The sequence below is a fragment of the Sphingomonas hylomeconis genome (assembly GCF_025370105.1).
GTDB classification, from domain to species: domain Bacteria; phylum Pseudomonadota; class Alphaproteobacteria; order Sphingomonadales; family Sphingomonadaceae; genus Sphingomonas; species Sphingomonas hylomeconis.
In genome coordinates this window covers 195518-221806 of sequence record NZ_JANQBK010000003.1, presented here as the reverse complement: position 1 = coordinate 221806, position 26289 = coordinate 195518, and the positions used below count along the sequence as shown (strand labels likewise).

27 protein-coding genes are annotated in these 26289 nt (G+C 66.9%); 20 read left to right on the top strand and 7 right to left on the bottom strand.

Features of this window, described 5'->3' with window-relative positions; translation table 11 throughout:
* The first annotated feature begins 93 nt into the window (after positions 1–93).
* The 5 genes from NV401_RS04855 (at position 94) to NV401_RS04835 (ending at position 7004) form a co-directional block, all read left to right on the top strand.
* Positions 94–1257, top strand: a complete 1164-nt coding sequence (locus tag NV401_RS04855) for a DNA replication/repair protein RecF (protein WP_261293265.1) — start codon at positions 94–96, stop codon at positions 1255–1257.
* 86 nt (positions 1258–1343) lie between these two features.
* Complete coding sequence (locus NV401_RS04850; RefSeq protein ID WP_261293264.1) at positions 1344–2087, top strand: OmpA family protein; 744 nt, start codon at positions 1344–1346, stop codon at positions 2085–2087.
* Positions 2088–2218: 131 nt separating this feature from the next.
* Positions 2219–4723: a DNA topoisomerase (ATP-hydrolyzing) subunit B gene (gyrB, locus tag NV401_RS04845; RefSeq protein ID WP_261293263.1), complete on the top strand. Its 2505-nt coding sequence runs from the start codon at positions 2219–2221 to the stop codon at positions 4721–4723.
* Positions 4724–4735: 12 nt separating this feature from the next.
* Positions 4736–6079 (top strand): dicarboxylate/amino acid:cation symporter, encoded by a 1344-nt coding sequence (locus tag NV401_RS04840; RefSeq protein WP_261293262.1) that lies wholly within the window; start codon positions 4736–4738, stop codon positions 6077–6079.
* 4 nt (positions 6080–6083) lie between these two features.
* A complete protein-coding gene (locus NV401_RS04835) occupies positions 6084–7004 on the top strand; it encodes a PEP-CTERM sorting domain-containing protein (protein ID WP_261293261.1) in 921 nt (306 codons plus the stop codon).
* A gap of 23 nt (positions 7005–7027) precedes the next feature.
* Here the strand turns inward: NV401_RS04835 and NV401_RS04830 are convergent, their stop codons facing one another.
* Complete coding sequence (locus tag NV401_RS04830; RefSeq protein WP_261293260.1) at positions 7028–7819, bottom strand: crotonase/enoyl-CoA hydratase family protein; 792 nt, start codon at positions 7817–7819, stop codon at positions 7028–7030.
* A 198-nt stretch (positions 7820–8017) separates the two neighbouring features.
* On the opposite strand from NV401_RS04830, the gene NV401_RS04825 reads away from it, so the two are divergent.
* The gene (locus tag NV401_RS04825; protein ID WP_261293259.1) at positions 8018–8455 is read left to right on the top strand and encodes a PaaI family thioesterase; all 438 of its coding nucleotides are present in this window, start codon (positions 8018–8020) and stop codon (positions 8453–8455) included.
* On the top strand, positions 8455–8835 hold the full coding sequence (locus tag NV401_RS04820; RefSeq protein ID WP_261293258.1) for a PaaI family thioesterase: 381 nt from the start codon (positions 8455–8457) through the stop codon (positions 8833–8835). The genes NV401_RS04825 and NV401_RS04820 overlap by 1 nt, the downstream gene beginning before the upstream one ends.
* Positions 8836–8880: 45 nt before the next feature.
* Here NV401_RS04820 and NV401_RS04815 read toward each other — a convergent pair whose 3' ends face one another.
* Positions 8881–9999 carry a PQQ-dependent sugar dehydrogenase gene (locus NV401_RS04815; protein WP_261293257.1) on the bottom strand — a complete coding sequence of 373 codons (1119 nt, stop codon included), beginning with the start codon at positions 9997–9999 and terminating at the stop codon, positions 8881–8883.
* Positions 10000–10341: 342 nt separating this feature from the next.
* On the opposite strand from NV401_RS04815, the gene rimP reads away from it, so the two are divergent.
* From rimP to NV401_RS04800, 3 genes are read left to right on the top strand one after another with little or no spacing between them, the layout of a single operon-like run.
* Entirely contained in the window at positions 10342–10962 is a 621-nt protein-coding gene (rimP, locus tag NV401_RS04810; protein ID WP_261293576.1) for a ribosome maturation protein RimP, read from the top strand.
* 3 nt (positions 10963–10965) lie between these two features.
* The gene (gene nusA / locus NV401_RS04805; RefSeq protein ID WP_261293256.1) at positions 10966–12549 is read left to right on the top strand and encodes a transcription termination factor NusA; all 1584 of its coding nucleotides are present in this window, start codon (positions 10966–10968) and stop codon (positions 12547–12549) included.
* Positions 12549–12791 carry a tautomerase family protein gene (locus tag NV401_RS04800; protein ID WP_261293255.1) on the top strand — a complete coding sequence of 81 codons (243 nt, stop codon included), beginning with the start codon at positions 12549–12551 and terminating at the stop codon, positions 12789–12791. Before nusA ends, NV401_RS04800 begins: the two co-directional genes overlap by 1 nt.
* A gap of 136 nt (positions 12792–12927) precedes the next feature.
* On the opposite strand, the gene NV401_RS04795 is transcribed toward NV401_RS04800, so the two are convergent.
* Positions 12928–13251 (bottom strand): GIY-YIG nuclease family protein, encoded by a 324-nt coding sequence (locus NV401_RS04795; RefSeq protein ID WP_261293575.1) that lies wholly within the window; start codon positions 13249–13251, stop codon positions 12928–12930.
* Positions 13252–13370: 119 nt separating this feature from the next.
* Between NV401_RS04795 and NV401_RS04790 the strand changes: the two genes are divergently transcribed.
* From NV401_RS04790 to pnp, 7 genes are all read left to right on the top strand, one after another.
* Entirely contained in the window at positions 13371–14141 is a 771-nt protein-coding gene (locus tag NV401_RS04790) for a DUF448 domain-containing protein (RefSeq protein ID WP_261293254.1), read from the top strand.
* Entirely contained in the window at positions 14138–16921 is a 2784-nt protein-coding gene (gene infB, locus NV401_RS04785) for a translation initiation factor IF-2 (RefSeq protein WP_261293253.1), read from the top strand. The genes NV401_RS04790 and infB overlap by 4 nt, the downstream gene beginning before the upstream one ends.
* 248 nt (positions 16922–17169) lie before the next feature.
* Entirely contained in the window at positions 17170–17586 is a 417-nt protein-coding gene (gene rbfA / locus NV401_RS04780) for a 30S ribosome-binding factor RbfA (RefSeq protein WP_261293252.1), read from the top strand.
* Positions 17586–18173 carry a thymidine kinase gene (locus NV401_RS04775; RefSeq protein ID WP_261293251.1) on the top strand — a complete coding sequence of 196 codons (588 nt, stop codon included), beginning with the start codon at positions 17586–17588 and terminating at the stop codon, positions 18171–18173. Before rbfA ends, NV401_RS04775 begins: the two co-directional genes overlap by 1 nt.
* 3 nt (positions 18174–18176) lie before the next feature.
* Positions 18177–19070, top strand: a complete 894-nt coding sequence (gene truB, locus NV401_RS04770) for a tRNA pseudouridine(55) synthase TruB (RefSeq protein WP_261293250.1) — start codon at positions 18177–18179, stop codon at positions 19068–19070.
* Positions 19071–19096: 26 nt separating this feature from the next.
* Positions 19097–19366 (top strand): 30S ribosomal protein S15, encoded by a 270-nt coding sequence (gene rpsO / locus NV401_RS04765; RefSeq protein WP_261293249.1) that lies wholly within the window; start codon positions 19097–19099, stop codon positions 19364–19366.
* Positions 19367–19539: 173 nt separating this feature from the next.
* The gene (gene pnp, locus NV401_RS04760) at positions 19540–21915 is read left to right on the top strand and encodes a polyribonucleotide nucleotidyltransferase (protein ID WP_261293248.1); all 2376 of its coding nucleotides are present in this window, start codon (positions 19540–19542) and stop codon (positions 21913–21915) included.
* Positions 21916–22178: 263 nt separating this feature from the next.
* On the opposite strand, the gene NV401_RS04755 is transcribed toward pnp, so the two are convergent.
* The gene (locus NV401_RS04755) at positions 22179–22448 is read right to left on the bottom strand and encodes a hypothetical protein (RefSeq protein ID WP_261293247.1); all 270 of its coding nucleotides are present in this window, start codon (positions 22446–22448) and stop codon (positions 22179–22181) included.
* 216 nt (positions 22449–22664) lie between these two features.
* On the opposite strand from NV401_RS04755, the gene NV401_RS04750 reads away from it, so the two are divergent.
* Complete coding sequence (locus tag NV401_RS04750; RefSeq protein ID WP_261293246.1) at positions 22665–23339, top strand: PAS domain-containing protein; 675 nt, start codon at positions 22665–22667, stop codon at positions 23337–23339.
* 43 nt (positions 23340–23382) lie between these two features.
* The gene (locus tag NV401_RS04745) at positions 23383–23538 is read left to right on the top strand and encodes a hypothetical protein (RefSeq protein WP_261293245.1); all 156 of its coding nucleotides are present in this window, start codon (positions 23383–23385) and stop codon (positions 23536–23538) included.
* Between the two features lie 15 nt (positions 23539–23553).
* On the opposite strand, the gene NV401_RS04740 is transcribed toward NV401_RS04745, so the two are convergent.
* The gene (locus NV401_RS04740) at positions 23554–23838 is read right to left on the bottom strand and encodes a chorismate mutase (RefSeq protein ID WP_261293244.1); all 285 of its coding nucleotides are present in this window, start codon (positions 23836–23838) and stop codon (positions 23554–23556) included.
* A 102-nt stretch (positions 23839–23940) separates the two neighbouring features.
* On the opposite strand from NV401_RS04740, the gene NV401_RS04735 reads away from it, so the two are divergent.
* Positions 23941–24960 (top strand): polyprenyl synthetase family protein, encoded by a 1020-nt coding sequence (locus tag NV401_RS04735; protein ID WP_261293243.1) that lies wholly within the window; start codon positions 23941–23943, stop codon positions 24958–24960.
* Positions 24961–24964: 4 nt separating this feature from the next.
* On the opposite strand, the gene NV401_RS04730 is transcribed toward NV401_RS04735, so the two are convergent.
* Both NV401_RS04730 and NV401_RS04725 read right to left on the bottom strand, forming a co-directional pair.
* Positions 24965–25252 (bottom strand): hypothetical protein, encoded by a 288-nt coding sequence (locus NV401_RS04730; RefSeq protein WP_261293242.1) that lies wholly within the window; start codon positions 25250–25252, stop codon positions 24965–24967.
* Between the two features lie 66 nt (positions 25253–25318).
* Entirely contained in the window at positions 25319–26275 is a 957-nt protein-coding gene (locus tag NV401_RS04725) for a cation diffusion facilitator family transporter (protein ID WP_261293241.1), read from the bottom strand.
* Positions 26276–26289: the final 14 nt, after the last annotated feature.

Genomic DNA, 26289 nt, shown 5'->3' with positions numbered 1-26289 from the left:
GCGGCCGGGCCGCAGCGGGGGATGGCCGTTTCTCGGCCGCGCCGCAAACGAACGGTTCAAGCCTGGCGCATCCTGCTCTAGGACGCGCAGCACATGCTCGCGCGCCTTGTCCTCACCGATTTCCGCAACCATGCCGACACGGTGATCGCGCCGGGGCCCGGCTTCGTCGTGCTGACCGGCGAGAATGGCGCGGGCAAGACCAATATCCTGGAAGCGGTATCGTTGCTCGCGCCCGGGCGAGGGCTGCGCCGCGCGGCGCTGGGCGAAATGGCGCGGCAGGGCGGACCGGGTGGCTTTGGCGTGGCGGCTTCCCTAAAGCCCCTCCCCTTCAGGGGAGGGGTTGGGGTGGGGGAGTATGGCAATGCCGGTCTCGGTGAGACTGCCCCCACCCCGTCCCCCTCCCCTGAGGGGGAGGGGCTTATCGAACTCATCGAGCTCGCTACGGGGACGCTCTCGTCCGCTCCCGAACGCCGCATCGTCCGCGTCCAGGGCGCGCCCGTCGCCGCCACCGCGCTGGCCGAATGGCTGACGGTACTGTGGCTCACGCCCGCGATGGACCGGCTGTTCGCCGAACCGGCGAGCGAACGCCGCCGCTTCCTCGATCGCCTGACGCTCGCGCTGGCCCCCGGCCATGCCGTGCACAGCAACCGTTACGAAGCAGCGATGCGCGCGCGCAACCGCCTGCTCGCCGAGGACGGCCCGCCCGATCCGGACTGGCTGAGCGCGCTCGAATCGCAGATGGCCGAGCATGGCGTGGCGATCGATGCGGCCCGCCGCGATACCGTCGCCGCGCTCGGCGAAGCGCTGGCCGACCAGCCCGAAGGCCCGTTCGCCCGCGCCGGCCTCGCGCTTGACGGCTGGACCGGTGCCGGGGCCACGCTTGCTGCCGATCTCGCGCAGGGCCGCCGTCGCGATGCCGCCGCTGGCCGCACCCTGATCGGCCCGCATCGCAGCGATCTCGCCGTCACCCATCTCGGCAAGTGCCAGCCCGCCGCGCTCTGTTCCACCGGGGAACAGAAGGCGTTGCTGCTCGGCATCGTGCTCGGCCATGCCGATCTCGTCGCGCAGCGCTGCGGGCGGATGCCGATCCTGCTGCTCGACGAGGTCGCCGCGCATCTTGATCCGTCACGCCGCGCTGCCTTGTTCGCGCGGCTCGCCGGCAAAGGCCAGGTCTGGATGACCGGCACCGAGGACGCACTGTTCGATGCACTCGGCACCGATGCGTTCCGCCTCGCGCTTGGCCGGTCCGCCGCCTGAACCTTGCCTGTCGGCGCAACTCACCCGCCGTTCAAGCGTCTCCCGCCATGCCGCGTCCATCGGGCGGGGGCTCGAGGAGACACAAGATGAAACGCACGATCCTGACCGCCGCCATCCTGAGCGCCACGCTCGCCACCGGCGCCACCGCACAGGGCCGCTGGGACTATGACGGCGGCCGCCCGGGCGATCGCGACTATCGCCTGGTCGGTGCCGGCGTGCCCACGCTCTACCGCGAACTGCGCGCGACGAATCGCGGTCGCGCCTTCGTGATGCGCAATTTCGACGACAATCGCGACGGCCGTATTTCCCCGCGCGAAGCCCAGGCCGCCAACCGTGCCTTTGCCGGCGTCGCCGGGCCACGCCGCGATCGCTTCGACTGGGATCGCCGCGGGCCGGTGGTGGTCGAAACCACCACCACCTGGGATCGCGGCGCGATGCGCAATTACGGCTTCCGCCAGACATCGCGCGGCGCGACGCTCAATCTGCAGGAAGACGTATTGTTCAAGACCGACAGCGCCGTGCTGCGGCCCGGCGCGATCGACAAGCTGCGCCCGCTCGCCAACTATCTCCGCGCCGAGCCCGGCGTGCGCGTGGCGATCGATGGCTATACCGATTCCCGCGGCAGCGATGCGCATAACCAGGACCTGTCCGAGCGTCGCGCGGCCAGCGTGCGCACCGCCTTCGACACGATGGGCGTCACCCGCGCCCGCTTCGCGGTGGTCGGGCACGGCGAGACCAATCCGGTTGCCTCCAACGCCACGCCCCAGGGCATGCGCCAGAACCGCCGTGTCGAGGTGACCCTGCTCGGCCAGCGCGCCGACCGCTTCTAAGCCCGGATGGTCCGGTCGCTCCTACCCTTCCCGCGCCACGGGAAGGGTAAGGGCGATCGCGATGGCGGCGGACTCGTCACGCGGCCGCCATTTCGCTTCCGTTTTCAGCCCCCCGACCCTATATGCTGGGCATGGCTGAAGACCCCAATACCAACGATTACGGCGCAGATTCGATCAAGGTCCTGAAAGGACTGGACGCGGTGCGCAAACGCCCCGGCATGTATATCGGCGATACCGACGACGGTTCCGGCCTCCACCACATGGTGTTCGAGGTCAGCGACAACGCGATCGACGAGGCGCTTGCCGGGCATTGCGACCGCATCGATATCACGCTCAACGCCGACGGCTCGGTCTCGGTAACGGACAATGGCCGCGGTATCCCGACCGGCATCCATACCGAGGAAGGCGTGTCTGCCGCCGAGGTCATCATGACCCAGCTGCACGCCGGCGGTAAGTTCGAGAATACCTCGAACGACAATGCCTATAAGGTTTCGGGCGGGCTGCACGGCGTCGGCGTCTCGGTCGTCAACGCACTCAGCGAATGGCTCGATCTGACGATCTGGCGAGACGGCGAGGAGCATTATATGCGCTTCGCATTCGGCGATGCCGTCGCTCCGCTGAAGATCGTCGGCCCCGCCGCGATCGGCCAGAAGGGCACGCGCGTCACCTTCTTCCCCTCGCCGGCGACGTTCAAAATCACCGAGTTCGATTTCGACAAGCTCGAACATCGCTACCGCGAGCTCGCCTTCCTCAATTCCGGCGTGCGCCTGTTCCTCAACGATGCCCGCCACGAGGAGCTGAAGACGACCGAACTCTATTACGAGGGCGGCATTGCCGCATTCGTGAAGTATCTCGATCGCAACAAGGTGCCGCTCATGCCCGAGCCGGTGGCGATCAGCGGCACGCGCGACGACGTGACGATCGACGTCGCGCTGGAGTGGAACGACTCCTATTACGAGAACGTCCTCGCCTTCACCAACAACATCCCGCAGCGCGATGGCGGCACGCATCTCGCCGCGTTCCGCGCCGCGCTGACGCGCACGCTCAACAATTACGCCGAGAAATCCGGCCTGTTGAAGAAGGAAAAGGTCACCCTCACCGGGGACGACATGCGCGAAGGCCTGACCGCGATCGTCTCGGTCAAGCTGCCGGACCCGAAGTTCAGCAGCCAGACCAAGGACAAGCTGGTCTCGTCCGAAGTGCGCCAGCCGCTCGAAAGCCTGATGGCCGACAAGCTCGCCGAATGGCTGGAAGAGAACCCGGCGCACGGCAAGTCGATCGTCGCCAAAATCATCGACGCGGCTGCCGCGCGCGAAGCCGCCAAAAAGGCGCGCGAGCTGACCCGGCGCAAGGGTGTGATGGATATCGCCTCGCTGCCCGGCAAGCTCGCCGATTGCCAGGAGCGCGATCCCGCCAAGTCCGAGCTGTTCCTGGTCGAGGGCGATTCCGCCGGCGGCTCGGCCAAACAGGGCCGCGACCGCCACTATCAGGCGATCCTCCCCTTGCGCGGCAAGATCCTGAACGTTGAGCGCGCGCGTTTCGATCGCATGCTCTCCAGCCGCGAAATCGGCACCTTGATCCAGGCGATGGGCACCGGCATCGGCCGCGACGACTTCAAGATCGAGAAGCTGCGCTACCACAAGATCGTCATCATGACCGACGCAGACGTCGACGGCGCGCATATCCGCACGCTGCTGCTGACCTTCTTCTACCGCCAGATGCCCGAGATCATCACGGGGGGGTATCTCTACATCGCGCAGCCGCCGCTCTACAAAGCGAACCGCGGCCGCAGCGAAGTGTATCTCAAGGATGATAACGCGCTCGACGATTATCTGATCGAGAACGGCGTCGCCGCCACCGTGCTGGAAGGCCCGGGCGGCGCGCGTTCCGGCGCCGATCTGCGCAGCCTGGTCGATCATGCCCGCCGCATGCGCACGCTGATGCGCTACGTGCCGCGCCGTTACGACCCGACGATGGTCGAGGCGCTGGCAATGGGCGGTGCGCTTGATCCCAACGCGCCGCGCGACGACCGGCTGCGCCACGTGACCGACGTGTCGAAGGGCCTGATGGCGGCCGATCCGGAAGCCAAATGGACCGTCAGCCTGACCGAGGATGGCAGCGTGCATTTCGAGCGCGCCTGGCGCGGCGTGACCGATCACCACATCATCGAGGCGGCGTTCCTGGGCTCGGCGGAAGCACGCAAGCTGCATGCGCTGGCCGAAGAACAGGCCGAGAGCTACGAACAGACCGCCCGGCTCGTCTCGACCAAGGCAGCGGCGGCACAGGCCGAGGCCGAGGAAGCCGCGGCGGATGCCGAGGACGATGCGCCCCAGGCCGCGACGAGCTCGACCAAGGGCACGACGATGGTCGCACGCCCGAGCCAGTTGCTCGATGCGGTACTTGCCGCCGGCCGCAAGGGCCTGGCGATCTCGCGCTACAAGGGTCTTGGCGAAATGAACGCGGAACAGCTCTGGGAAACCACGCTCGATCCGCAGAACCGCTCGCTGCTCCGCGTCGAGGTCGATCAGGCCGATGTCGCCGACGAGATCTTCACCCGTCTGATGGGCGATGTGGTCGAGCCGCGTCGCGAATTCATCCAGGAAAACGCGCTGAGCGTCGCGAACCTCGACGTCTGATCGCGCGCGACCATGAAGATCACCGCTGCGCCGCTCCCCGCCACCCGCACGCCGTTGTGGCGGCACTTGTACGTACAGGTGCTGGTCGCGATCGTGGCCGGCGTGCTGCTCGGCCATTTCTGGCCGGCCACCGGTGAAGCGCTGAAGCCGCTCGGCGACGGCTTCATCAAACTGGTCAAGATGGTCATCGCGCCGGTGATCTTCCTGACCGTCGTCACCGGCATCGCCGGGATGCGCGAGCTCGCCGCGGTCGGCCGCGTGGCGGGCAAGGCGTTCGCCTATTTCCTCTTCTTCTCGACACTGGCGCTGTTCGTCGGCCTGATCGTCGCCAATGTCGTGCAGCCCGGTGCGGGCATGAACGTCGATCCGGCGACGCTCGATGCCAGCGCGATCGCCGGTTACCAGCACCAGGCCGCGGAAACGAGCCTGGTCGGCTTCCTGATGTCGGTGATCCCGACGACGATGGTGTCGGCGCTGACCGACGGGTCGATCCTGCAGACCTTGTTCGTCGCGATCCTGTTCGGCGTGGCGCTCAGCCTGGTCGGCAAGCCCGCCGAACCGGTGTTCGATTTCCTCGAACGCCTCACGCTGGTGGTGTTCCGCCTGGTCGGCATCCTGATGAAGGCGGCGCCGATCGGCGCGTTCGGGGCGATGGCCTTCACGATCGGCAAATATGGTGCCGGCAGCCTGGTCAATCTCGGCGCACTGGTCGCAACCTTCTATCTCACCTCGGCGATCTTCGTGCTCGGCGTGCTCGGCATCGTCGCGCGGCTGCACGGCTTCTCGATCCTCAAGCTGATCGCCTATCTCAAGGCCGAGCTGCTGCTGGTGCTCGGCACCTCGTCGTCCGAGGCCGCGCTGCCCAGCCTGATCGGCAAGCTGGAGCGCGCCGGCTGCGACAAGGGCGTCGTCGGTCTGGTCGTGCCGACCGGCTATTCCTTCAATCTCGACGGCACCAACATCTATATGACCCTGGCCGCCCTGTTCATCGCACAGGCGACCGGCATCCAGCTCAGCTGGGGCGAACAGGCGGCTTTGCTCGGCGTGGCGATGCTGTCGTCCAAGGGCGCGGCCGGCGTCACCGGCGCAGGCTTCATCACGCTCGCCGCGACGCTGTCGATCGTGCCGTCGGTGCCGGTCGCCGGCATGGCGCTGATCCTCGGCGTCGATCGCTTCATGAGCGAATGCCGCAGCCTGACCAACTTCATCGGCAATGCGGTGGCGGCGATCGTCGTCGCGCGCTGGGAGGGCAAGCTGGATCACGCGCAGCTCAACGCCGTGCTCAACAATCGCACCCCCTCGGACGCGACACCGATCGACGAGCGCGACTCGGTCGAAACGGTCAATCCGGCCTGATCGCGTGGCAAGGACTGTCGGGACCGCGCTCGCCGCCTTGCTGATCGCCGTGCCGGCGCAGGCGCAGCTCGCGCCGCGCACGTCCCCGGCGCGCGTCGCGCCTAGCGCGCCGCCACGCACCATCCTGTTCGTCGGCAACAGCTTCACGCAGGGCGCCAATTCGCCGCTGCGCAATTGGCGTGCAGACACCGTCAGCGATCTCAACAATGCGGGCTATGGCGGGGTGCCGGCACTGTTCAAGCGCTTCACCGAACAGGTGCGGCTCAACTATCAGGTCAGCCTCGAGACGCAGGGCGGCCAGACGCTCGGTTTCCATTACGAGCAGCGGCGGCAGCTGCTCGATCGACCGTGGAACGTCGTCGTGCTGCAGGAATATAGCACGCTCGATCCCCAGCGCGCCGGCGATGCCACCGGTCTGCTGCGCGATACGGCGCGCTTCGTCACCTTGTTCAAGACGCGCAATCCGGGCGTCGCGGTGCATCTGATGTCGACCTGGACGCGCGCCGACCAGACCTATCGCCCGGGCGGCCATTGGTACGGCAAGCCGGTCACCGCGATGGCCGAGGATCTGCGCCGCGCCGCCGATCGTGCGCGCGCCGGCGCGCCCGGGCTGTCGAGCGTGCTCCCGGTCGGCCAGGCCTGGAACCGCGCCTTCGCTGCCGGGGTGGCCGATCCCAATCCCTATGACGGCACTGCCTTCGGCCAGCTCGATCTATGGTCGTTCGACCAATACCATGCCAGCCTGGCGGGCTATTATCTCGAAGCGCTGATCGTGTTCGGCCGCGTTACCGGGATCGACCCGCGCATTCTCGGCCGCGGCGAAAGCGCAGCCGACGAACTGGGCCTGTCGCCGGCCCAGGCGGCGGCATTGCAGACGGTGGCGAGCGAGGAACTGGCGGCCGACCTGATCCGCCCGCGGCGCTAAGCCGGCACCGGCTCAAGCCCCGCTCAATCGACGAACACCGCCGCGCGCTCGCCCATGTTCGCCGCCACCGCTTCCATCATGTTGGGCTTGCCGATCACCTTGATCTGCTCCTCCGTCTCGGCGACGAGCATGGCGCGCGGATCGGCGTCGTGCGCCATGTTGCACAGCCGCTTGGCGCCGCGGATGGCATGCGGATTGCGCCCGGCGATCGCCTGCGCCAGATCCATCGCCGCGGCATGCGGATCCTCCGCCAGGCGTGTGACGAAGCCGTGCTGCAGCGCCTCCGCGGCATCGAATTCCCGCGCGGTATAGACCAGTTCGCGCAGCACATCGTCGCGCACCAGCCCGCGCCAGATCGGGAAGCCGGCCATGTCGGGTACCAGCCCCCAATAGGTTTCGCGGATCGCGAAGCGCGTCGACGGTGCGACGATGCGGATGTCCGCGCCCGACATGATCTGGAACCCGCCGCCCATCGCCACGCCGTGCACCGCCGCGATCACCGGCATCGGCAGATTGCGCCAGCCCCAGGTGACGTGCTGCGGCAGGATCGAGCCCTGATCGTTGCGCGGATCGAGCGCGAGGCCCGAGCCGCCGGCGGCCATGCTCGACATGTCGAGCCCGGCGCAGAATGCGCGCCCCTCCCCCGACAACACGACGCAGCGCACGTCCTGCATTCCGGCGAGTTCGTCGATCGCCGCGCCGATCCCCTTGAACATCGCCGGATCGATCGCGTTCATCTTGTCGGCGCGGGTCAACTTCACGTCGGCGATGTGATCGCTGACGGTGATCGAGACGCGGTCGTTGTGAAAGGTCATGGCAACTCTTCCCTGCTCGTCACCCCAGCGACAGCCGGGGTCTGTGTGGGACGGGCGTGGTGCCAGCCCCAAGGATATCCCGGCCTGCGCGGGGATGACGGATCTGCAACCGCTAGCTGCCGCTTCCGGTTGCCCTTTGCAACCCATCCTCGCCAGCAACCTTTGCGCGCGCCGCGCGGCTGTGTAGACGCTCGGCGCATGAGCATCCCGACCTTCATCTTCGATCCCGAGCGTTTCCTGAAAAGCGGCGCTGGTGGACACGGCAAGCATCTTGGCCTGAGTTACCATGCGCATGGGCCGGATTGGGCGGAGATGGCGATGCCCTATGACCCCCGCCTGGTCGGCGATACGGACAGCGGCGTGATCGCCTCCGGCCCGATCCTGTCGATGATGGATATGGCGACGAGCATGTCGGTGTGGCTGAAACTCGGCGGCTTCCGCGCGCACGCCACGCTCGACCTGCGGGTCGATTATCTGCGCCCCGCGACGCCCGGCAGGACGGTGATCGGGCGCGGCGAATGCTACCGCGTGACGCGCTCGATCGCGTTCATCCGCGGCCAGGCGCATGACGGCGATCCGGCCGACCCGCTGGCGCATGTCGCGGGCACGTTCATGGCGCCGGAGGGCTATTTCTGATGTTGCCGCCTTATGCCGAAACCCTGGGTCTCTATGTCGATCCCGACTGCGCCGATGGCTGCCGCCTGGTCATGCCCTATGCCGATGGCGTGCTCGGCCGCCCCGGCTTCCTGCACGGCGGCGCGATCAGCGGGCTGATGGAAATGGCGGCGATCGTGGCGCTGCAGCGCGCGCTGGCCGGCGACGGCGGCGGGCGCATCAAGCCGATCAACGTCACGGTCGATTTCATGCGCGGCGGGCGCGACAAGCTGACCTACAGCACCGGCATCGTCACGCGGCTCGGCAACCGCGTCGCCAATGTCGAGGCGACAGCGTGGCAGGACGATGCCGCCAAGCCGATCGCCGCGGCGCGGATGAACTATCTGATCGTGCGCGGATGACCGCGCCCGCGCACCCGGCGTGCGCCGGGTGGGCGGATTAGCGCGTTATTTCGGCGCCGACAGCCGGATCAGCCGGCCTTGCGAATCGCCGCCATCCTCGAGCAGCCAGATCGCGCCATCGGGGCCCTGCTCGACTTCACGGATGCGCGCCCCCATCGCCCATTGGTCGCCCTTGCGCGCCGAGGCACCGTCGAGATCGACGCGGATCAGCGCCTTGCTCGACAGGCCGCCGATGAACGCATCCCCCTGCCACTGCGGGAACATCTTGCCCGAATAGATCATCAGCCCACCGGGGGAGATGACCGGGTTCCACCACACCTTGGGCGCTTCATAGCCGTCGCCCGACGCGTGATCGGGAATGTCGCGCCCGTCATAATGGCTGCCGTTCGAGGCCTTGGGCCAACCGTAATTCTTGCCCGGCTGGACCAGATTGACCTCGTCGCCACCCTTCGGGCCCATTTCCTGCTCCCACAGATTGCCCGCGCGGTCGAACGCGATGCCGAGCAGGTTGCGGTGGCCATACGACCAGATCGCGGGATGGAAGCCCTGCGCGGCGAGCGGGTTGCCGGCCGCCGGTTTGCCGTCCAGCGTCAGCCGCAGCACCTTGCCGAGCGTCGATTTGGGATCCTGTGCGGGGGTGAATTTCTGCCGCTCGCCATTGGTGAAGAACAGATATTTGCCGTCGGGCGAGAAGGCGATGCGGCCGGAATAATGGCCATTGCCCTCGACGAACTGGCTGGCGCGGAACAGTTCCTGAACGCCGGACAGCGTCTCGGCACCGGCCGCCCCGGTCAACTGGCCGCGGGCCAGAACCACGCCCTTGCCGCCCGGCCCGGCCGCCGAATAGCTGAAATAGACCTGTTTGTTCTCAGCGAAGCCGGGCGCGGGCACGACGTCCATCAACCCGCCCTGCCCGGCCGAATCGACCGCCACGTCGGCAATCTTGCGCGACGATTTGCCGTCCCTGGCGACGAGCAGCATCTGCCCGGCCTTTTCGGTCACCAGCATGCGGCCGTCGGGCAGGAAGGTCATCGCCCAGGGCGACGTGAAATCGGCGACGACGGTTTCGACGAACGGTTTGGCGGCGGATGCCGGCGTATCGACCGGCGCGGCGGAACAAGCGGTGCCGAACAGCGATGCCGCGAGCAGGAAACGAGCCTTCATCGTACTTCTCCCAAACTGTTCCACGTCATACCCTCGTCACCCGGCAGTTGTTCCGTGCGGGGCCTTGTGCACACAATACCACCGTCATCCTGAACTCGATTCAGGATCCATTGTGCCGGCAGGTCAGCGCTTGAGCCTCTAGTTGAGAGGCTAGCCGCCCGATGGATCCTGAAACAAGTTCAGGATGACGATCGCCGTTGAAGGCACGCCTGTGCCTACCTCACGAGCCCGCTTGCCACCGCCATGCCATCGGACTATATCATGGCCACATTCTCTACATCGTCAGGTGAAGAGGCTGGAGCCACCCGGTTCCGGCGGCAACAACCCATGTCTGGAACACCCTTGGCCGATATCGCCAAACTGACCGCGCTGATCGCCCCCGAAGCAGAAGCCTTGGGCTTCGATCTCGTGCGCGTGAAGCTGTTCGGCGGGGCCGGCGACATCACGCTGCAGGTCATGGCCGAGCGACCCGACACGCGCCAGCTGACGATCGACGATTGCGCCGATCTGTCGCGGCGCATCTCCGACGTGATGGACGCCGAGGATCCGATCGAGAGCGAATATCGGCTCGAAGTCTCCTCGCCCGGGATCGATCGGCCGCTCACCCGCCTGTCGGACTTCGCCGACTGGGCCGGGCATGAGGCGCGCATCGTGCTGACCGCCCCGGTCGAGGGCCGCAAGCAGCTCACCGGCGATCTTGTCGGCGTCGAGGGTGATCGCATCACCATCGCGGTCAACAAGCATCAAGAGATGACGATCGGGTTCGACCAGGTCGCCGATGCGAAGCTGCTGTTCACCGACCGGCTGCTCGCCGCGACCCGCCCGCTCGATATCGACGGCGTGGACGAGGAAGAGCTGGTCGACGACAGCGATGACGACGACATCGACGACACCGACGATCTAGAGACCGACATTGACGACGACGCGGCGCCGACCAGCGCCACCATCAGGCAAGAAGGATAAATCATGGCTCTCAGCGCCGTTTCCGCCAACAAGGCCGAGCTGCTCGCGATCGCGAATGCCGTCGCGACCGAGAAGATGATCGACAAGGCGATCGTGATCGAGGCGATGGAGGACGCGATCCAGCGCGCCGCGCGCTCGCGTTACGGCGCCGAGAACGACATCCGCGCCAAGCTCGACGGCACGACCGGCGATCTGCGCCTGTGGCGCGTCGTCGAGGTGGTCGAGCAGGTCGACGATTACTTCAAGCAGGTGAACCTCAAGGAAGCCGAGAAGCTGCAGAAGGGCGCGGTCGTCGGCGATTATATCGTCGATCCGCTGCCGCCGATCGAATTCGGCCGCATCGCCGCGCAGGCCGCCAAGCAGGTGATCTTCCAGAAGGTGCGCGACGCCGAGCGCGATCGCCAGTTCGAGGAATTCAAGGACCGCATGGGTGAAATCATCACCGGCGTGGTCAAGCGCGTCGAGTTCGGCCATGTCGTGGTCGATCTCGGCCGCGCCGAAGGTGTCATCCGCCGCGACGCGCAGATCCCGCGCGAAGTGGTGCGCGTCAACGATCGCATCCGCTCGCTGATCCTCAACGTGCGCCGCGAGAACCGTGGCCCGCAGATCTTCCTCAGCCGCGCGCACCCCGATTTCATGAAGAAGCTGTTCGCGCAGGAAGTGCCCGAAATCTACGACGGCATCATCGAGATCAAGGCCGCCGCGCGCGATCCGGGATCGCGCGCCAAGATCGGCGTCATCAGCCATGACAGCTCGATCGACCCGGTCGGCGCGTGCGTCGGCATGAAGGGCAGCCGCGTCCAGGCCGTCGTGCAGGAAATGCAGGGCGAGAAGATCGACATCATCCCCTGGTCGCCGGACATCGCGACGTTCGTCGTCAACGCGCTGCAGCCGGCCTCGGTGTCGCGCGTCGTGATCGACGAGGAAGAAGAGCGGATCGAGGTCGTCGTGCCGGACGATCAGCTCAGCCTGGCGATCGGTCGCCGTGGCCAGAACGTGCGCCTCGCCAGCCAGCTGACCGGCAAGGCGATCGACATCCTGACCGAGGCCGATGCCTCGGAGAAGCGCCAGAAGGAATTCGCCGAGCGCACCGAGATGTTCCAGACCGAACTCGACGTCGACGAGACGCTCGCCCAGCTGCTCGTCGCCGAAGGCTTCGGCGCGCTGGAAGAGGTCGCCTATGTCGAGGTGCAGGAAATCGCCTCGATCGAAGGCTTTGACGAGGATCTCGCGGTCGAACTGCAGAGCCGCGCGACCGAAGCGCTCGAGCGCCGCGAGGAAGCCAATCGCGAACTGCGCCGCGGCATGGGCGTGGCCGACGAGCTTGCCGCGCTGCCGCACCTCAACGAAGCGATGCTCGTCACGCTCGGCAAGGCCGGTATCCTGACGCTCGACGATCTCGCCGATCTGGCGACCGACGAACTGGTGCAGAAAAAGCGCCAGGAACAGCGCCGCCGCGCCGAATCGGACAATAAGCGCCCCGAGGACAAGGGCGGCGTGCTCGGCGAATACGGCCTGTCGGACGAGCAGGGCAACGAGATCATCATGGCCGCGCGTGCGCACTGGTTCGAGGATGAGCAGGCCTGATGCCGTTCGTCAGCATCCGCATGGCGGGCTCCGCGACCAAGGAGCAGAAGGCCGGGATCGTCGCCGACGTGACCGCCAGCCTGGTCGCGCGCCTGGGCAAGGACCCGGCAGCGGTGCAGATCGTGATCGAGGAAGTCAGCACGGAGAATTACGGCGCCGGCGGTCAGTTGATCGCCGACCGCCCCGCTCCTTCCGGGCAGCCGAAACCGCAGGAGGACGCTCATGCGGAATCCTCGCAATGATACGCTAGCGCTACACGCCGCCTCAACCTTGCCGTCACCCCGGACTCGTTCCGGGGTCCACGGAGCCGCGCGTCCGACGCATGCCGATTTTGCGGCACGGTGGACCCCGGAACACGTCCGGGGTGACGTCGGGACTCTAGGGGAGCGGCGGCAGTCCCAGCGCCACGGCAAGGTCGTCCCAATGCGGATTATCGCGCTCGATCAGATTCATCTTCCAGTCGCGACGCCATTTCTTGATGCGCTTCTCGCTGGCGATGACCACCTCCATGGTGTCGCCCATTTCGTACCAGACGAGTCGTTTGATATTCCAGCGCTTGGTGAACCCGTCGAACGTGCCCTCGCGGTGTTGCATGAGGCGGCCGACAAGGTTGGAAGTCACGCCAACATACAGCCGGCCATTGAACGCGCTCGCCAGGATATAGACGCAAGGCGCACGCTCTCTCACCGCCCCCTCCCCCATCGTCACCCCGGACTGGTTCCGGGGTCCACTGCGCTGCGGACTCGCCGGCCGATGAATGTGCGGCACGGTGGACCCCGGAACAAGTCCGGGGTGACGGCAGGGTGTGAGGAGAGCGCCGCATGACCACCCCCGCAGAACCCCGCCCCGACACGCGCGCCCGTTCGCGCGAATCGAAGGAACCGATCCGCCGCTGCATCCTGCTCGGCGAACGCGCGCCGCGCGAGGCGCTGGTGCGACTCGCGCTCAGCCCGGACGGCGCCGTATTCCCCGACGTCCGCGCCAAGGCGCCCGGCCGCGGTGCGTGGATCGGCGTGACCAAGGCCGAACTCGACGTCGCGATAAAGAAGGGCAAGCTGAAAGGCGCGCTCGCCCGTGCGTTTAAGACCGGCCCGATCGCCATTCCCGACGATCTGCCGCAGCTGATCGAAACCGCGCTCGAACGCGCGGCGCTCGACCGGCTCGGGCTCGAATCGCGCTCGGGCGGGCTGTTCAGCGGCGCCGAGAAGATCGAGACGGCGGCGCGCTCGGGCAAGCTGCATCTGCTGCTTCACGCCTGCGATGCGGGGGCGGACGGCAACCGCAAACTCGATCAGGCCTGGCGCGTCGGCAACGACGAAGAAGGAAGCGATCGCAGGGGGTTGGTTCTGCCGGTCCCCCGCACCATATTGGCCGTGGCACTGGGCAGGCAGAATGTGGTACATATCGGCCTGACTGATCCCGATGCGGCAAGGCGGGTGCGTGAAACGCTCGACCGCTGGCTGCATTTCATCGGCCCTGACCCAATCCTCCCGCCTTGCGAAACGGCCTCGCAGGGCGCATCGGCGTCCCAAAATGACGGCGATGACCTGAATACCGATCCGGCCGACGACAGTTACGAGGAATTCGAGTGAGCGATACCGACAACGAAAAGCCGAAACTTGGCATGCGCGCACCGCTTGGGGTGAAGCGTACGGTCGAGACCGGCCAGGTGAAGCAGAGCTTCAGCCATGGCCGCTCCAACACCGTGGTGGTGGAGGTGAAGCGGCGTCGCATTCTGGCGCCTGGCGCCGCACCCGAAGCGCCCGTCGTCGAACAGGCGGCCCCCGCCCCGGTTGCCGCCCCTGCGCCCGCGGCACCGCCGCGCCCCGCGCCGGCCCCGGTTTCGCCGGCAAATTCGCTGCTGTCCCGCCAGGAACTGCAGACCAAGCTGCTGCGCGAAGCGGACGAAGCGCGCATGAACGCGCAGGAAGAAACGCGCCGTCGCGAAGAGCGCGAGCGTCTCGAAGCCGCCGAAGAAGCGCGCCGCCGTGCCGAGGAAGCGCGCCGCGCCGGTGACGCTGCCGATTCGCCCGCCGCACCCGAGCCTGCTCCGCAGCCCGAAGCTGTGGCACCGGCACCCGTTGCTGCGCCGGAGCCTGCCGCGCCGGCCGCTGCGCCGCCGGCAACGCCCGCCGTTACTGCTGCGCCCGCGGCACCCGTAACGCCAACACCCGCTCCGGCCCCTGCGCCGGTTGCGGCTCCCACCCCTGCCCCTGCCCCGGTAGCGCCACCGGCACCGCCGGTGCTGACCGCGTTCGGGCTCGACCCGAGCATGCCGGCCCCGCGCCGCTTCACGCCGGTACCGCGCCCCGAGCGTCCCAAGCCCGCGCCGGCCCCGGTTGCCGCGCCCGAGCCGGTCGCACAGCCGACCAGCACGAACGCGACATCGGCACCGGCCAGCCCGAGCAGCCCGATCAAGCGCGCCGGCGAGACGCTGCAACGTCCGCAGCCGACGCGTGGCCGCACCAGCGACGAGCGTCGCGGCGGCAAGCTGACGGTCAATCGCGCGCTCAACGACGGCGATGGCGCACGCGCCCGCAGCCTCGCCGCGCTCAAGCGTGCGCGCGAGAAGGAAAACCGCCGCATGGGCGGGCCGCGCGAGGTACAGCCCAAGCAGATCCGCGACGTTGCCGTTCCGGAGGCGATCACCGTCCAGGAACTCGCCATCCGCATGGCCGAGAAGGGCGCCGATCTGGTCAAGACGCTGTTCAAGCTGGGCATGCCCGTCACGCTGACCGAGACGATCGATCAGGATACGGCTGAACTGCTCGTCACCGAATTCGGCCACAACATCGTTCGCGTCAGCGATTCGGACGTCGATTTGGCGATCGAGGGTGATGTCGAGGCGGATGAGAATGCTATCCCGCGTCCGCCGGTCGTCACGATCATGGGCCATGTCGATCATGGCAAGACCTCGCTGCTCGACGCGCTGCGCGGCACCGACGTGGTGCGCGGCGAAGCCGGCGGCATCACGCAGCATATCGGCGCCTATCAGGTCACGCTGAAGGACAAGTCGAAGATCACCTTCCTCGACACGCCGGGCCACGAAGCGTTCACCGAAATGCGCCAGCGCGGCGCCAACGTGACGGATATCGTCGTGCTGGTCGTGGCGGCGGACGATAGCATCAAGCCGCAGACGATCGAGGCGATCAACCACACCAAGGCGGCCGGCGTGCCGATGATCGTGGCGATCAACAAGGTCGACAAGCACGGCGCCAATCCGCAGAAGGTTCGCGAGGAACTGCTGCAGTATGAGGTGATCGTCGAGGAAATGTCCGGTGACGTGCAGGACGTGGAAGTCTCCGCGCTGCAGAAGACCGGGCTCGACGAACTGATCGAGAAGATCCAGCTCCAGGCCGAACTGCTCGAACTGAAGGCCAACCCCGATCGCGCCGCCGAAGGCACCGTGATCGAGGCCAAGCTCGACAAGGGTCGCGGCCCCGTCGCCACGATCCTGGTCAACCGCGGCACGCTCAAGGTCGGCGACATCTTCGTCGTCGGCGGCGAGAGCGGCAAGGTTCGCGCGATGACCAACGACAAGGGTCAGCAGATCAAGGAAGCCGGCCCCTCGATGCCGATCGAAGTGCTCGGCCTGTCGGGCGTGCCGCGGGCGGGCGATCCGCTGTCGGTGGTCGAGAGCGAAGCGCGTGCGCGCGAAGTGGCGGAATATCGCCAGGGCGTGATGACCAGCAAGCGGACCTCGACCGGTCCTGCCAGCCTCGAGAGCATGTTCAGTGCGCTCAAGGAAAAGCAGGCGATCGAATATCCGCTGGTGGTGAAGGCCGATACGCAGGGTTCGGTCGAGGCGATCGTCAACGCGATCAACAAGATCTCGACCGATCTGATCAAGGCCCGCGTGCTGCATTCGGGCGTTGGCGGGATCACCGAGAGCGACGTGACGCTGGCGGGTGCCAGCGGTGCGCCGATCATCGGCTTCAACGTCCGTCCGAACGCCAAGGCCCGCGAGATCGCCGAACGGCAGAAGGTCGCGTTCAAATATTACGACGTGATCTACACGCTGACCGACGAGATCCGCGCCGGCATGGCAGGCGAGCTTGGCCCCGAGGCATTCGAAACGGTCGTCGGCCGCGCCGAAATCCGCGATGTCTTCTCGGCCGGCAAGCACGGCAAGGCGGCCGGTCTGCTCGTCACCGAGGGCATCATCCGCAAGGCGCTCAAGGCGCGTATCACCCGGGCGGATGTCATCATCTACCAGGGCGAGATCGCCTCGCTGCGCCGCTTCAAGGACGATGTCGCAGAAGTGCGCGCCGGTCTCGAGTGCGGCGTGACGTTCACGTCGAACTTCGTCGACATCAAGCCGGGCGACTTCCTCGAAACGTTCGAAGTCGAACTGCGCGAACGCACGCTGTAAGCACCTAGCCCTCTCCCGGCGGGAGAGGGTCGAGCCGCGAAGCGGCGAGGGGTGAGGGTGACGGCGATCCGGTCGCCCGCCCCCACCCCGCGCGTTGCGCTGGGCCCCACCCGCACCCCCCGGGGGGGGGGGGTCGCGCCGCTAGGGGGCGTGGGGTGGGGGTCACGGCGATCCGGTCGCCCTCACCCTCCCATCGCTTTGCGATGGGCCCCTCCCTCTCCCGCCGGGAGAGGTGTAAGGAAATAAGAATGCGCCCCAACGACACCCCCGAATCCCGCGTCGTCCGCCTGTTGCGCGTCGGCGAGCAGATGCGCCACACGCTGAGCGACATTCTCGCGCGCGGCGACGTGCATGACGAGACGCTGGCCAAGCACATGGTCACCGTCACCGAAGTGCGCATGTCGCCCGATCTGCGCCATGCCACCGTGTTCGTGAAGCCGCTGCTCGGCAAGGACGAGGAAGCGGTGCTGAAGGCGCTGCGCACCAACACCGCCTATCTGCAGCGCGAATGCGCGCACCGCATCAGCATGAAATATGCCGCCAAGCTCAAATTCCTGGTCGACGAGAGTTTCGACGAGGGCAGCCATATCGAGAAGCTGTTGAAGGATCCCAAGGTCGCGCGCGATCTCGGCCCGGCGGATGATGCGGACGCCGCGCAGGGCTGATGGCCAAGCTCTATTTCTATTATGCCAGCATGAATGCCGGCAAATCGACCAACCTGTTGCAGGCCGATTTCAACTATCGCGAGCGCGGCATGCGCACCGTTTTGTTCACCGCGGCAATCGACGATCGCTTCGCGCCTGGCACGGTCACCTCGCGGATCGGGCTCGGCGCCGATGCGATCGCGTTCGAGCGCGACACCGATCTGGTCGCGATCGTGCACCGCGAGGGCGAGGCGCCCCCCGCCTGCGTGCTGGTGGACGAGGCGCAGTTCCTCACCGCCGCGCAGGTCGATCAGCTTGCGCTATTGGCCGACGTGCAGGGCATTCCCGTGCTTGCCTACGGCCTGCGCACCGATTTCCAGGGCCGGCTGTTCGAAGGCTCGGCGCGCCTGCTGGCGATCGCCGATTCGCTGATCGAGATCAAATCCGTCTGCATGTGCGGGCGCAAGGCGACGATGAACCTGCGCGTCGATGCCACGGGCATGCCGATCGCCGAAGGCCGGCAGACCGAGATCGGCGGCAACGACCGCTATGTCGCGCTGTGTCGCCGCCACTTCAACGAAGCGCTCGCGGCCGGCGCCGGAGCATAATCGATGCATGGCTGGATCATTCTCGACAAGCCCCTGGGGCTTGGCTCGACGCAGGGCGTGTCCGCGGTGAAGCGCGCGCTGCGCGACGGCGGCTATGGCAAGTTCAAGGTCGGCCATGGCGGCACGCTCGATCCGCTCGCCACCGGCGTGCTGCCGATTGCGGTCGGCGAGGCGACCAAGCTCGCTGGACGCATGCTGGACAGCGACAAGGTGTACGAGTTCACCATCGGGTTCGGCGTGCAGACCGATACGCTCGATCTGGAAGGTGTGGAAATCGCCACCAGCAGTGTGCGGCCGACCGTGTCGGAGATCGAGGCGGTGCTGCCGCGCTTCACCGGGCCGATCGCGCAGGTGCCGCCGGCCTATTCCGCGCTGAAGGTCGACGGCCAGCGCGCCTATGATCTGGCGCGGGCGGGCGAAGACGTCGTCCTGGCGAGCCGGGCGGTGACGATCCATGCGCTGACCGTCGCCCCGGCGACGGCTGGAGCGACGATGGACAGCGTCACGCTCACCGCCCATGTCTCCAAGGGCACCTATATCCGCAGCCTCGCGCGCGACATCGCGATCGCACTCGGCACGGTCGGCCATGTCACCATGCTGCGGCGTACCAAGGCCGGCCCGTTCACGCTCGATTCCGCGATATCGCTGGACATTCTGGCCGAAAGCGGTAAGGCCCGCGCGTTAGAAGACAAACTCCTGCCCTTGAGGGCGGCGCTGGACGACATCCCGGCCCTTCCTCTTACCCCCGATCAGGCAGGGCTGCTCCGACAGGGGCGGGTGTTGATCGGGATCGCCGCAGACGATGGCCACTATTTTGCGCTGCTGGATCAAGATCCGGTCGCGCTGGTAGCGGTTCAGGACCGCGAGGTCCGCGTCGTTCGTGGCTTCAATCTATAGCCAATGATGTCGAAGGACGAAGACGTATGACGATTACCGCAGAGCGCAAGGACGCACTGGTCAAGGATCACGGCCGCGCCGAAGGCGATACCGGTTCCACCGAAGTCCAGGTCGCGATCCTCACCGAGCGCATCCGCAACCTGACCGAGCATTTCAAGACGCACAAGAAGGACAATCATTCGCGCCGCGGGCTGCTGATGATGGTCAACAAGCGTCGTTCGCTGCTGGACTATCTTCGCAAGACCGAAGGCCAGCGCTACCTCGATCTCATCGCCAAGCTCGGGTTGCGCAAGTAACCGGGCAAGCAACAAAACGGCGCCCTCGGGCGCCGTTTTCATATCCCCTTTCGCCACGCTCGCAATTCGGCGGCATGGCCAAGCAGGGCCACGACAGGCCCGAAACCGCGCGGACCGGCTAGTCCGCAGATAGGCCCCATCCGCATCTGGCGGATGGTGTTGAAGGAAACATCATGTTCGATACCAAGACCGTAAGCACCCAATGGGGTGGCAAGACGCTGACGCTGGAAACCGGCCGCGTTGCCCGCCAGGCCAATGGCGCCGTGCTCGCAACCCTCGGTGAAACCGTCGTGCTCTGCGCCGTGACGGCCGCACGCACCGTGAAGGAAGGCCAGGACTTCTTCCCCCTCACCGTTCACTATCAGGAAAAGTATTCCGCAGCCGGCCGCATCCCCGGTGGCTTCTTCAAGCGTGAGCGCGGCGCGACCGAAAAGGAGACGCTGACCAGCCGCCTGATCGATCGCCCGATCCGCCCGCTGTTCCCGGAAGGCTTCTACAACGAGATCAACGTGATCTGCCAGGTGCTCAGCTATGACGGCGAGAACGAGCCGGACATGCTGGCAATGGTCGCAGCATCGGCTGCGCTGACCATCTCGGGCGTTCCCTTCATGGGCCCGATCGGCGCCGCGCGCGTCGGCTATATCGACGGTGAGTATATCCTCAATCCGACGCTGGAGCAGGTCAAGGAAGGCGAGCTCGATCTCGTCGTCGCCGCCACCGGCAACGCCGTGATGATGGTCGAATCCGAAGCCAAGGAGCTCTCGGAAGAGGTCATGCTGGGCGCCGTGCAGTTCGCCCACAAGGCCTGCCGCGAGGCCGCCAACCTGATCATCGATCTGGCCGAGCAGGCTGCCAAGGATCCGTGGGAAATGGCCGAGCAGGCGGATCTCACCGCCGCCAAGGACAAGCTCAAGAAGCTGATCGGCAAGGACATCACGGCCGCCTACAAGGTGACCGACAAGTCCAAGCGGTCGGACCTGCTCAACGCCGCACGCGCCAAGGGCAAGACCGCGTTCGCCGATGCGACGCCGCAGGACCAGATGGCCGCCGGCAAGCTGATGAAGAAGCTCGAGGCTGAAATCGTCCGCGGCGCGATCCTCAAGGACGGCAAGCGCATCGACGGCCGCACCACCACGCAGATCCGCCCGATCGAGGCGATGGTGCACTTCCTGCCGCGCACGCACGGCTCGGCGCTGTTCACGCGCGGCGAGACGCAGTCGATCTGCACCACCACGCTCGGCACGCGCGACGCCGAGCAGATGATCGACGGCCTGAACGGCCTGAGCTACGAAAACTTCATGCTGCACTACAACTTCCCGCCCTATTCGGTCGGTGAAGTCGGTCGCTTCGGTGCGCCGGGTCGCCGCGAAGTCGGCCACGGCAAGCTCGCCTGGCGCGCGCTGCACCCGGTGCTGCCGTCGAAGGAAGAGTTCCCGTACACGATCCGCGTCCTCTCCGACATCACCGAGAGCAACGGCTCGTCGTCGATGGCGACGGTGTGCGGCGGTTCGCTGTCGATGATGGATGCCGGCGTGCCGCTGAAGCGCCCGGTCTCGGGCATCGCGATGGGCTTGATCCTTGAGGGCAAGAACTTCGCGGTTCTGTCGGACATCCTGGGCGACGAGGATCACCTCGGCGACATGGACTTCAAGGTCGCCGGCACGTCCGAGGGCATCACCACGATGCAGATGGACATCAAGATCGCCGGCATCACCGAAGAAATCATGCGCAAGGCGCTCGAGCAGGCCAAGGAAGGCCGCGCGCACATCCTGGGCGAAATGGCCAAGGCGCTCGATCACACGCGTGAAGAGCTGTCGGCCCATGCCCCGCGCATCGAGACCTTCTCGATCGACAAGTCGAAGATCCGCGAAGTGATCGGCACCGGCGGCAAGGTGATCCGCGAGATCGTCGCGCAGACCGGCGCCAAGGTGGATATCGACGACGAGGGCGTGATCAAGGTCAGCTCGTCGGATCCGGCGCAGATCGAAGCGGCGGTGAAGTGGATCAAGGGCCTGGTCGAGGAAGCGGAAGTCGGCAAGGTCTATGACGGCAAGGTCGTCAACCTGGTCGATTTCGGCGCGTTCGTGAACTTCATGGGCGGCAAGGACGGCCTGGTGCACGTGTCGGAAATCCGCAACGAGCGCACCGAGAAGGTCAGCGACGTCCTCTCGGAAGGCCAGGAAGTAAAGGTCAAGGTCCTCGAGATCGACCCGCGCGGCAAGGTGCGCCTGTCGATGCGCGTCGTGAACCAGGAAACCGGCGAAGCGCTGGAAGACACGCGCCCGGCACGCGAACCGCGCGAAGGCGGCGACCGTCCGCGCGGCGATCGTCCGCGTCGTGATGGCGATGGCGGCCGTGGGCCCCGTGGCGAAGGCGGCGGCGGTCGTGGTGACGGCGGCGCCGATCGTGGCCCGCGTGGGCCGCGTCGCGACGGCGATGGCGGGCGTGGCCCGCGTCGCGATGGCGGTGATCGTCCGGCGCGTGCGGAAAGCAAGACCGAGGCCGAGCCTGAGTTCGCCCCGGCGTTTCTGAACACTGATCGCGACTGAGCCTAGGCTTGAGCGTTGCAAGAAGGGCCCGGCAGCAATGCCGGGCCCTTTTTCGTTGGCGTCGGCCCCTCCTCCATCGTCACCCCGGGCTTGCCCCGGGGTCCCGCTTCCTCCCGGCGGCAGTAAGAAGCGGGACCCCGGCTCAAGGCCGGGGTGACGGATTGGTTGCCCACGCAAAAGGGGCGCCGGCATCGCTGCCAGCGCCCCTTCTTCGGTCGATGCCGCGCTTGGGAGCGGCCCGGCCTAGCGCGTCTTGTCGCGGCTTACAGGCCGTTCGACAGATTGGTGTCGGCATCGTTGGTGCGCATGTCTTCCGCCTGGTTCTGGCCGGTGTCGCGCACTGCGTCGGCCTTGTTCTCCAGCGCGTCCTCGGCCGCGTCGGTACCGGCATTGTCGGCGGCTTCCTCGAGATTGTCGGCGACCGCCTCGGCATTGGCCTCGATATTGTCCGCGGTCTGCTCGCGCGGCGAGGTGTTGCACGCGGCGAGCGAGACGAGGCCGGCGGCGACGATCGGAACGAACAGCTTCTTCATGGTAGATTACCCCTGGTGGTGAAGACTTGAAACTTGACCGTAACAATCGCTCGGCGGGCGGTTTGTTCCGGGCGGCGTGGCGCGTGTCGTGCGACGGGCAGGTCCGGCCTTTGCCGGCGGGCCCGGGGACCGCGCTGCCGCTGGCGCGCGGATCGGCGGCGCGCTATGCTGGCCGATAAGCAAAGGATGCCGCAGATGCACCGAACAGGCCGGATAGTGATCGATTCGACGGGCATCGTGGTGGCGGCGGATCCCACCTTCACGGCGATGATGCGCGCCGCGCATGACCAGATCGGCGTCAACGCGATCGCGCTGACCGCACCCAGCGACCGCGACCGCTGTACCATATTGGTCGAGAAGATCGTCGCCGACGGGCAACCCGTGAGCACGGTGAAACGCATGATCCGCGCCGACGGCTCGCACGTCTGGGTGCGCAACACGCTGACCGCGACGGGCAGCGCGGCCGAGCGGCTGATCGCGATCGACGTGGAGGAAAGCCTGCCGCCGCCCGGGTGGGTCGAGCCTGACAAATTGCTCGCGGTGGCGCGGCTGGTGTTTCAGAGCCGGCGCGGGCGCGCCGCGACGTTCGGCACCGATCTGTTTAGCGATCACGCCTGGGACCTGCTGCTCGCCGCCTATATCTGCGAGGCGGAAGGCGCGGTGATGACGATTTCCCGGATGCATGCCCGGGCCGGAATTCCGCTGGTCGCCGGGTCGCGCTGGATCCGCGCGCTCAAGGCGGAGGGGTTGCTCGAATATGAAGACGGTGGCAACATGGCGCTGGTGACCACGCCGTTTCGCCTGACATCGGCGGCGCACCAGAAGTTCGAGACCTATCTCTCGGAGCTATCGATCGCCTCCGAGCAGGCCGACCGGATTTCGCTGAACTAGGGACGATCGATTTTTCGCGGCACCGGGGGCTCGGAGCAAGACGATGGACCAACGCACGATCATGGCCTGTGTCGGACATATCCGCGCCGCTGCCAAACTGTGCGAAGAAGAGGGGCAGCTGGCGCATTGGGCGACGTTGCTCGGGGTGGCGGATCAGCTGCTCGAGACGGTCGACGCACCGGCGGCCGATCGCTCCTGAAGCCAAGGCGTGCGTTCAGCCTTCTGCGGCAAGCCGCTCGTGGTGGCGGATGACCTCGTCGATGATGAAGCGCAGGAACTTCTCGCTGAATTCGGGATCGAGATCGGCCTGTTTGGCGAGTCCGCGCAGCCGCGCGATCTGCGCTTCCTCGCGCCCCGGATCGGCCGGCGGCAACCCGCTCGTCGCCTTGTAGCGCCCAACCGCCTGGGTCACCTTGAAGCGCTCGGCGAGCAGGAAGACGAGCGCTGCATCGATATTGTCGATGCTCTGGCGGTAGCCGCTCAGGGTCTCGTCGCTCACATCCACTCTCCCGGTCAAGGCGGGCCTTTTGCGGGGCGGATCGCGCCTGCGCAAGCCTGAAAGGCTTGCCTTTACCGCCCCGCGCCGCCACATGCCGGGGCCATGAGCGCCACCCTCCACCGCCTCGACCCGCGGCACGGCCGCCCCCCTTCGCTCGAACCGATGGTTCAGCTGGTGACGGGCGACATGAACATGGTCAACGCGGTGATCCTCGATCGCATGCAATCGCAGATTCCGCTGATCCCGGAACTGGCCGGCCATCTGATCGCCGGGGGCGGCAAGCGCATGCGCCCGATGCTGACCTTGGCGAGTGCGCGGCTGCTCGGCTATACCGGCAACCGGCATTACCGGCTCGCCGCCTCGGTCGAGTTCATCCACACCGCGACCTTGCTGCACGACGATGTGGTCGACGGCAGCGATCTGCGCCGCGGCAAGCGCACCGCCAATCTCATCTGGGGCAATCCGGCGAGCGTGCTGGTCGGCGATTTCCTGTTCAGCCGCAGCTTCGAGCTGATGGTCGAGGATGGCAGCCTCAAGGTGCTCAAGATCCTGTCCAACGCCTCCGCCGTGATCGCGGAAGGGGAAGTCAACCAGCTGACCGCCGCGCGCCGCGTCGAGACGTCGGAAGAGCGCTATCTCGACATTATCGGCGCGAAGACCGCGGCCTTGTTCGCCGCCGCCTGCCGTATCGCCGCGGTGGTCGCCGAACGGCCGGAAGCGGAAGAGGCGGCGCTCGACGCTTATGGCCGCAACCTCGGCATCGCGTTCCAGCTGGTCGACGATGCGATCGACTATGTCTCCGACGCGGGCACGATGGGCAAGGATGCCGGCGACGATTTCCGCGAGGGCAAGGCGACGCTGCCGGTGATCCTGGCCTATGCGCGCGGCTCGGCCGAGGATCGCGTGTTCTGGAAGGCGGCGATGGAAGGCCACCGTGCCGGCGACGCCGACTTCGCGCATGCCATCGATCTGATCCGCTCGACCCGCGCGATCGACGACACGCTGGCCCGCGCGCGCCATTATGCGCAGCGGGCGATCGATGCGCTGGGCGGCTTCGCTGGCGGTCAGGCCAAGGAGGCGATGGTCGAGGCGGTCGAATTCGCGGTCGCGCGCGCTTACTGAGCGATCAGTTCCAGAGGTTATCGGCCCAGGCGCGGCTCGCCATACTGTTTTGGTCGAGCGCCAGCCAGAAGTGGCGGACATAATAGCCGTTCCACCAGAACGTATCGACCAGCAGCAGCGTGATCAGCGCAAGGCACAGCCAGGCACCGCGCCCCAGCCCCGCCGACTCGCCGCGCACTACAGCCTCGCGCGGTGCATTGCCCCGGCTGGTGCCGCCGGGCTGCACCTCGTGATAGACGGGTCGGTGCCGGCCGGCGACGGACCGCGGCCTGGCAGGGGATTTGGTTGCCATGGTCGAACACCCTTCAGCTGGAACGACCAGGCTAGCGCAAAAAGGTAAACGAGTGGCGCGCCGCGCTCACACGGTGCGCGCGCCCTCCAGCGAACAATCGCCGACGCCCGTTTCGACCTGCAGCGTGGCATGGCCGATGCCGAACCGATCGTGCAGCAGCGCGCGCGCGTCGCGCAGGAATGCGTCGCCCGGCTGCCCCGCGGGCATCACCAGGTGCGCGGTGAGCACCGGCTCGGTCGTGCTCATCGGCCAGATATGCAGATCGTGCACGCGCACCACGCCGGGCAGGCCGCACAAGGCCGCATCGACCTGATCGAACTCGATCCCACGCGGCACCGCGCCGAGCGACATCTCGACCGATTCGCGCAGCAGCCCCCAGGTCTGCCAGAAGATCAGCGCGGCGATCACCAGGCTGACGACGGGATCGATCCAGCCCAGGCCGGTACGCCAGATCACCAGCCCGGCGACGACCACCCCGGCCGAGACCAAGGCGTCCGCCGCCATGTGCAGGAAGGCGCCGCGAATGTTGATGTCGCCCTTGCGCCCGCTGGCGAACAGCCAGGCGGTGACGCCGTTGACCAGGATGCCGATGCCGGCGACCACTGCGACGGTCGGCCCGAGCACGGTGCTGGGTTCGCCGAAGCGCTGCACCGCCTCCAGCACGATCGCGCCCAGCGCGACCATCAGCAGCAGCGCGTTGAGCAAGGCGGCGAGGATCGACGAACCGCGCAGCCCGTAGGTAAAGCGTTTCGACGGCGGCCGCGCGGCCAGCGCCGCCCCGGCCCAGGCGACGCACAGCCCGGCGACATCGGACAGATTGTGCCCGGCATCCGCCAGCAAGGCGACCGAATTGGCGGCGAAGCCATAGCCCGCTTCGATCACGACGAAGGCGAGGTTGAGCGCGATGCCGATCGCGAAGGCGCGGCTGAAATCGGTCGGAGGCGCATGATCGTGGCCGTGATGCCCGCCCGGCCCGTGCGCATGGACGTGATGATGATCGTGTACGCCCACGCGATTCTCCATTGCTGCGGCGCGCC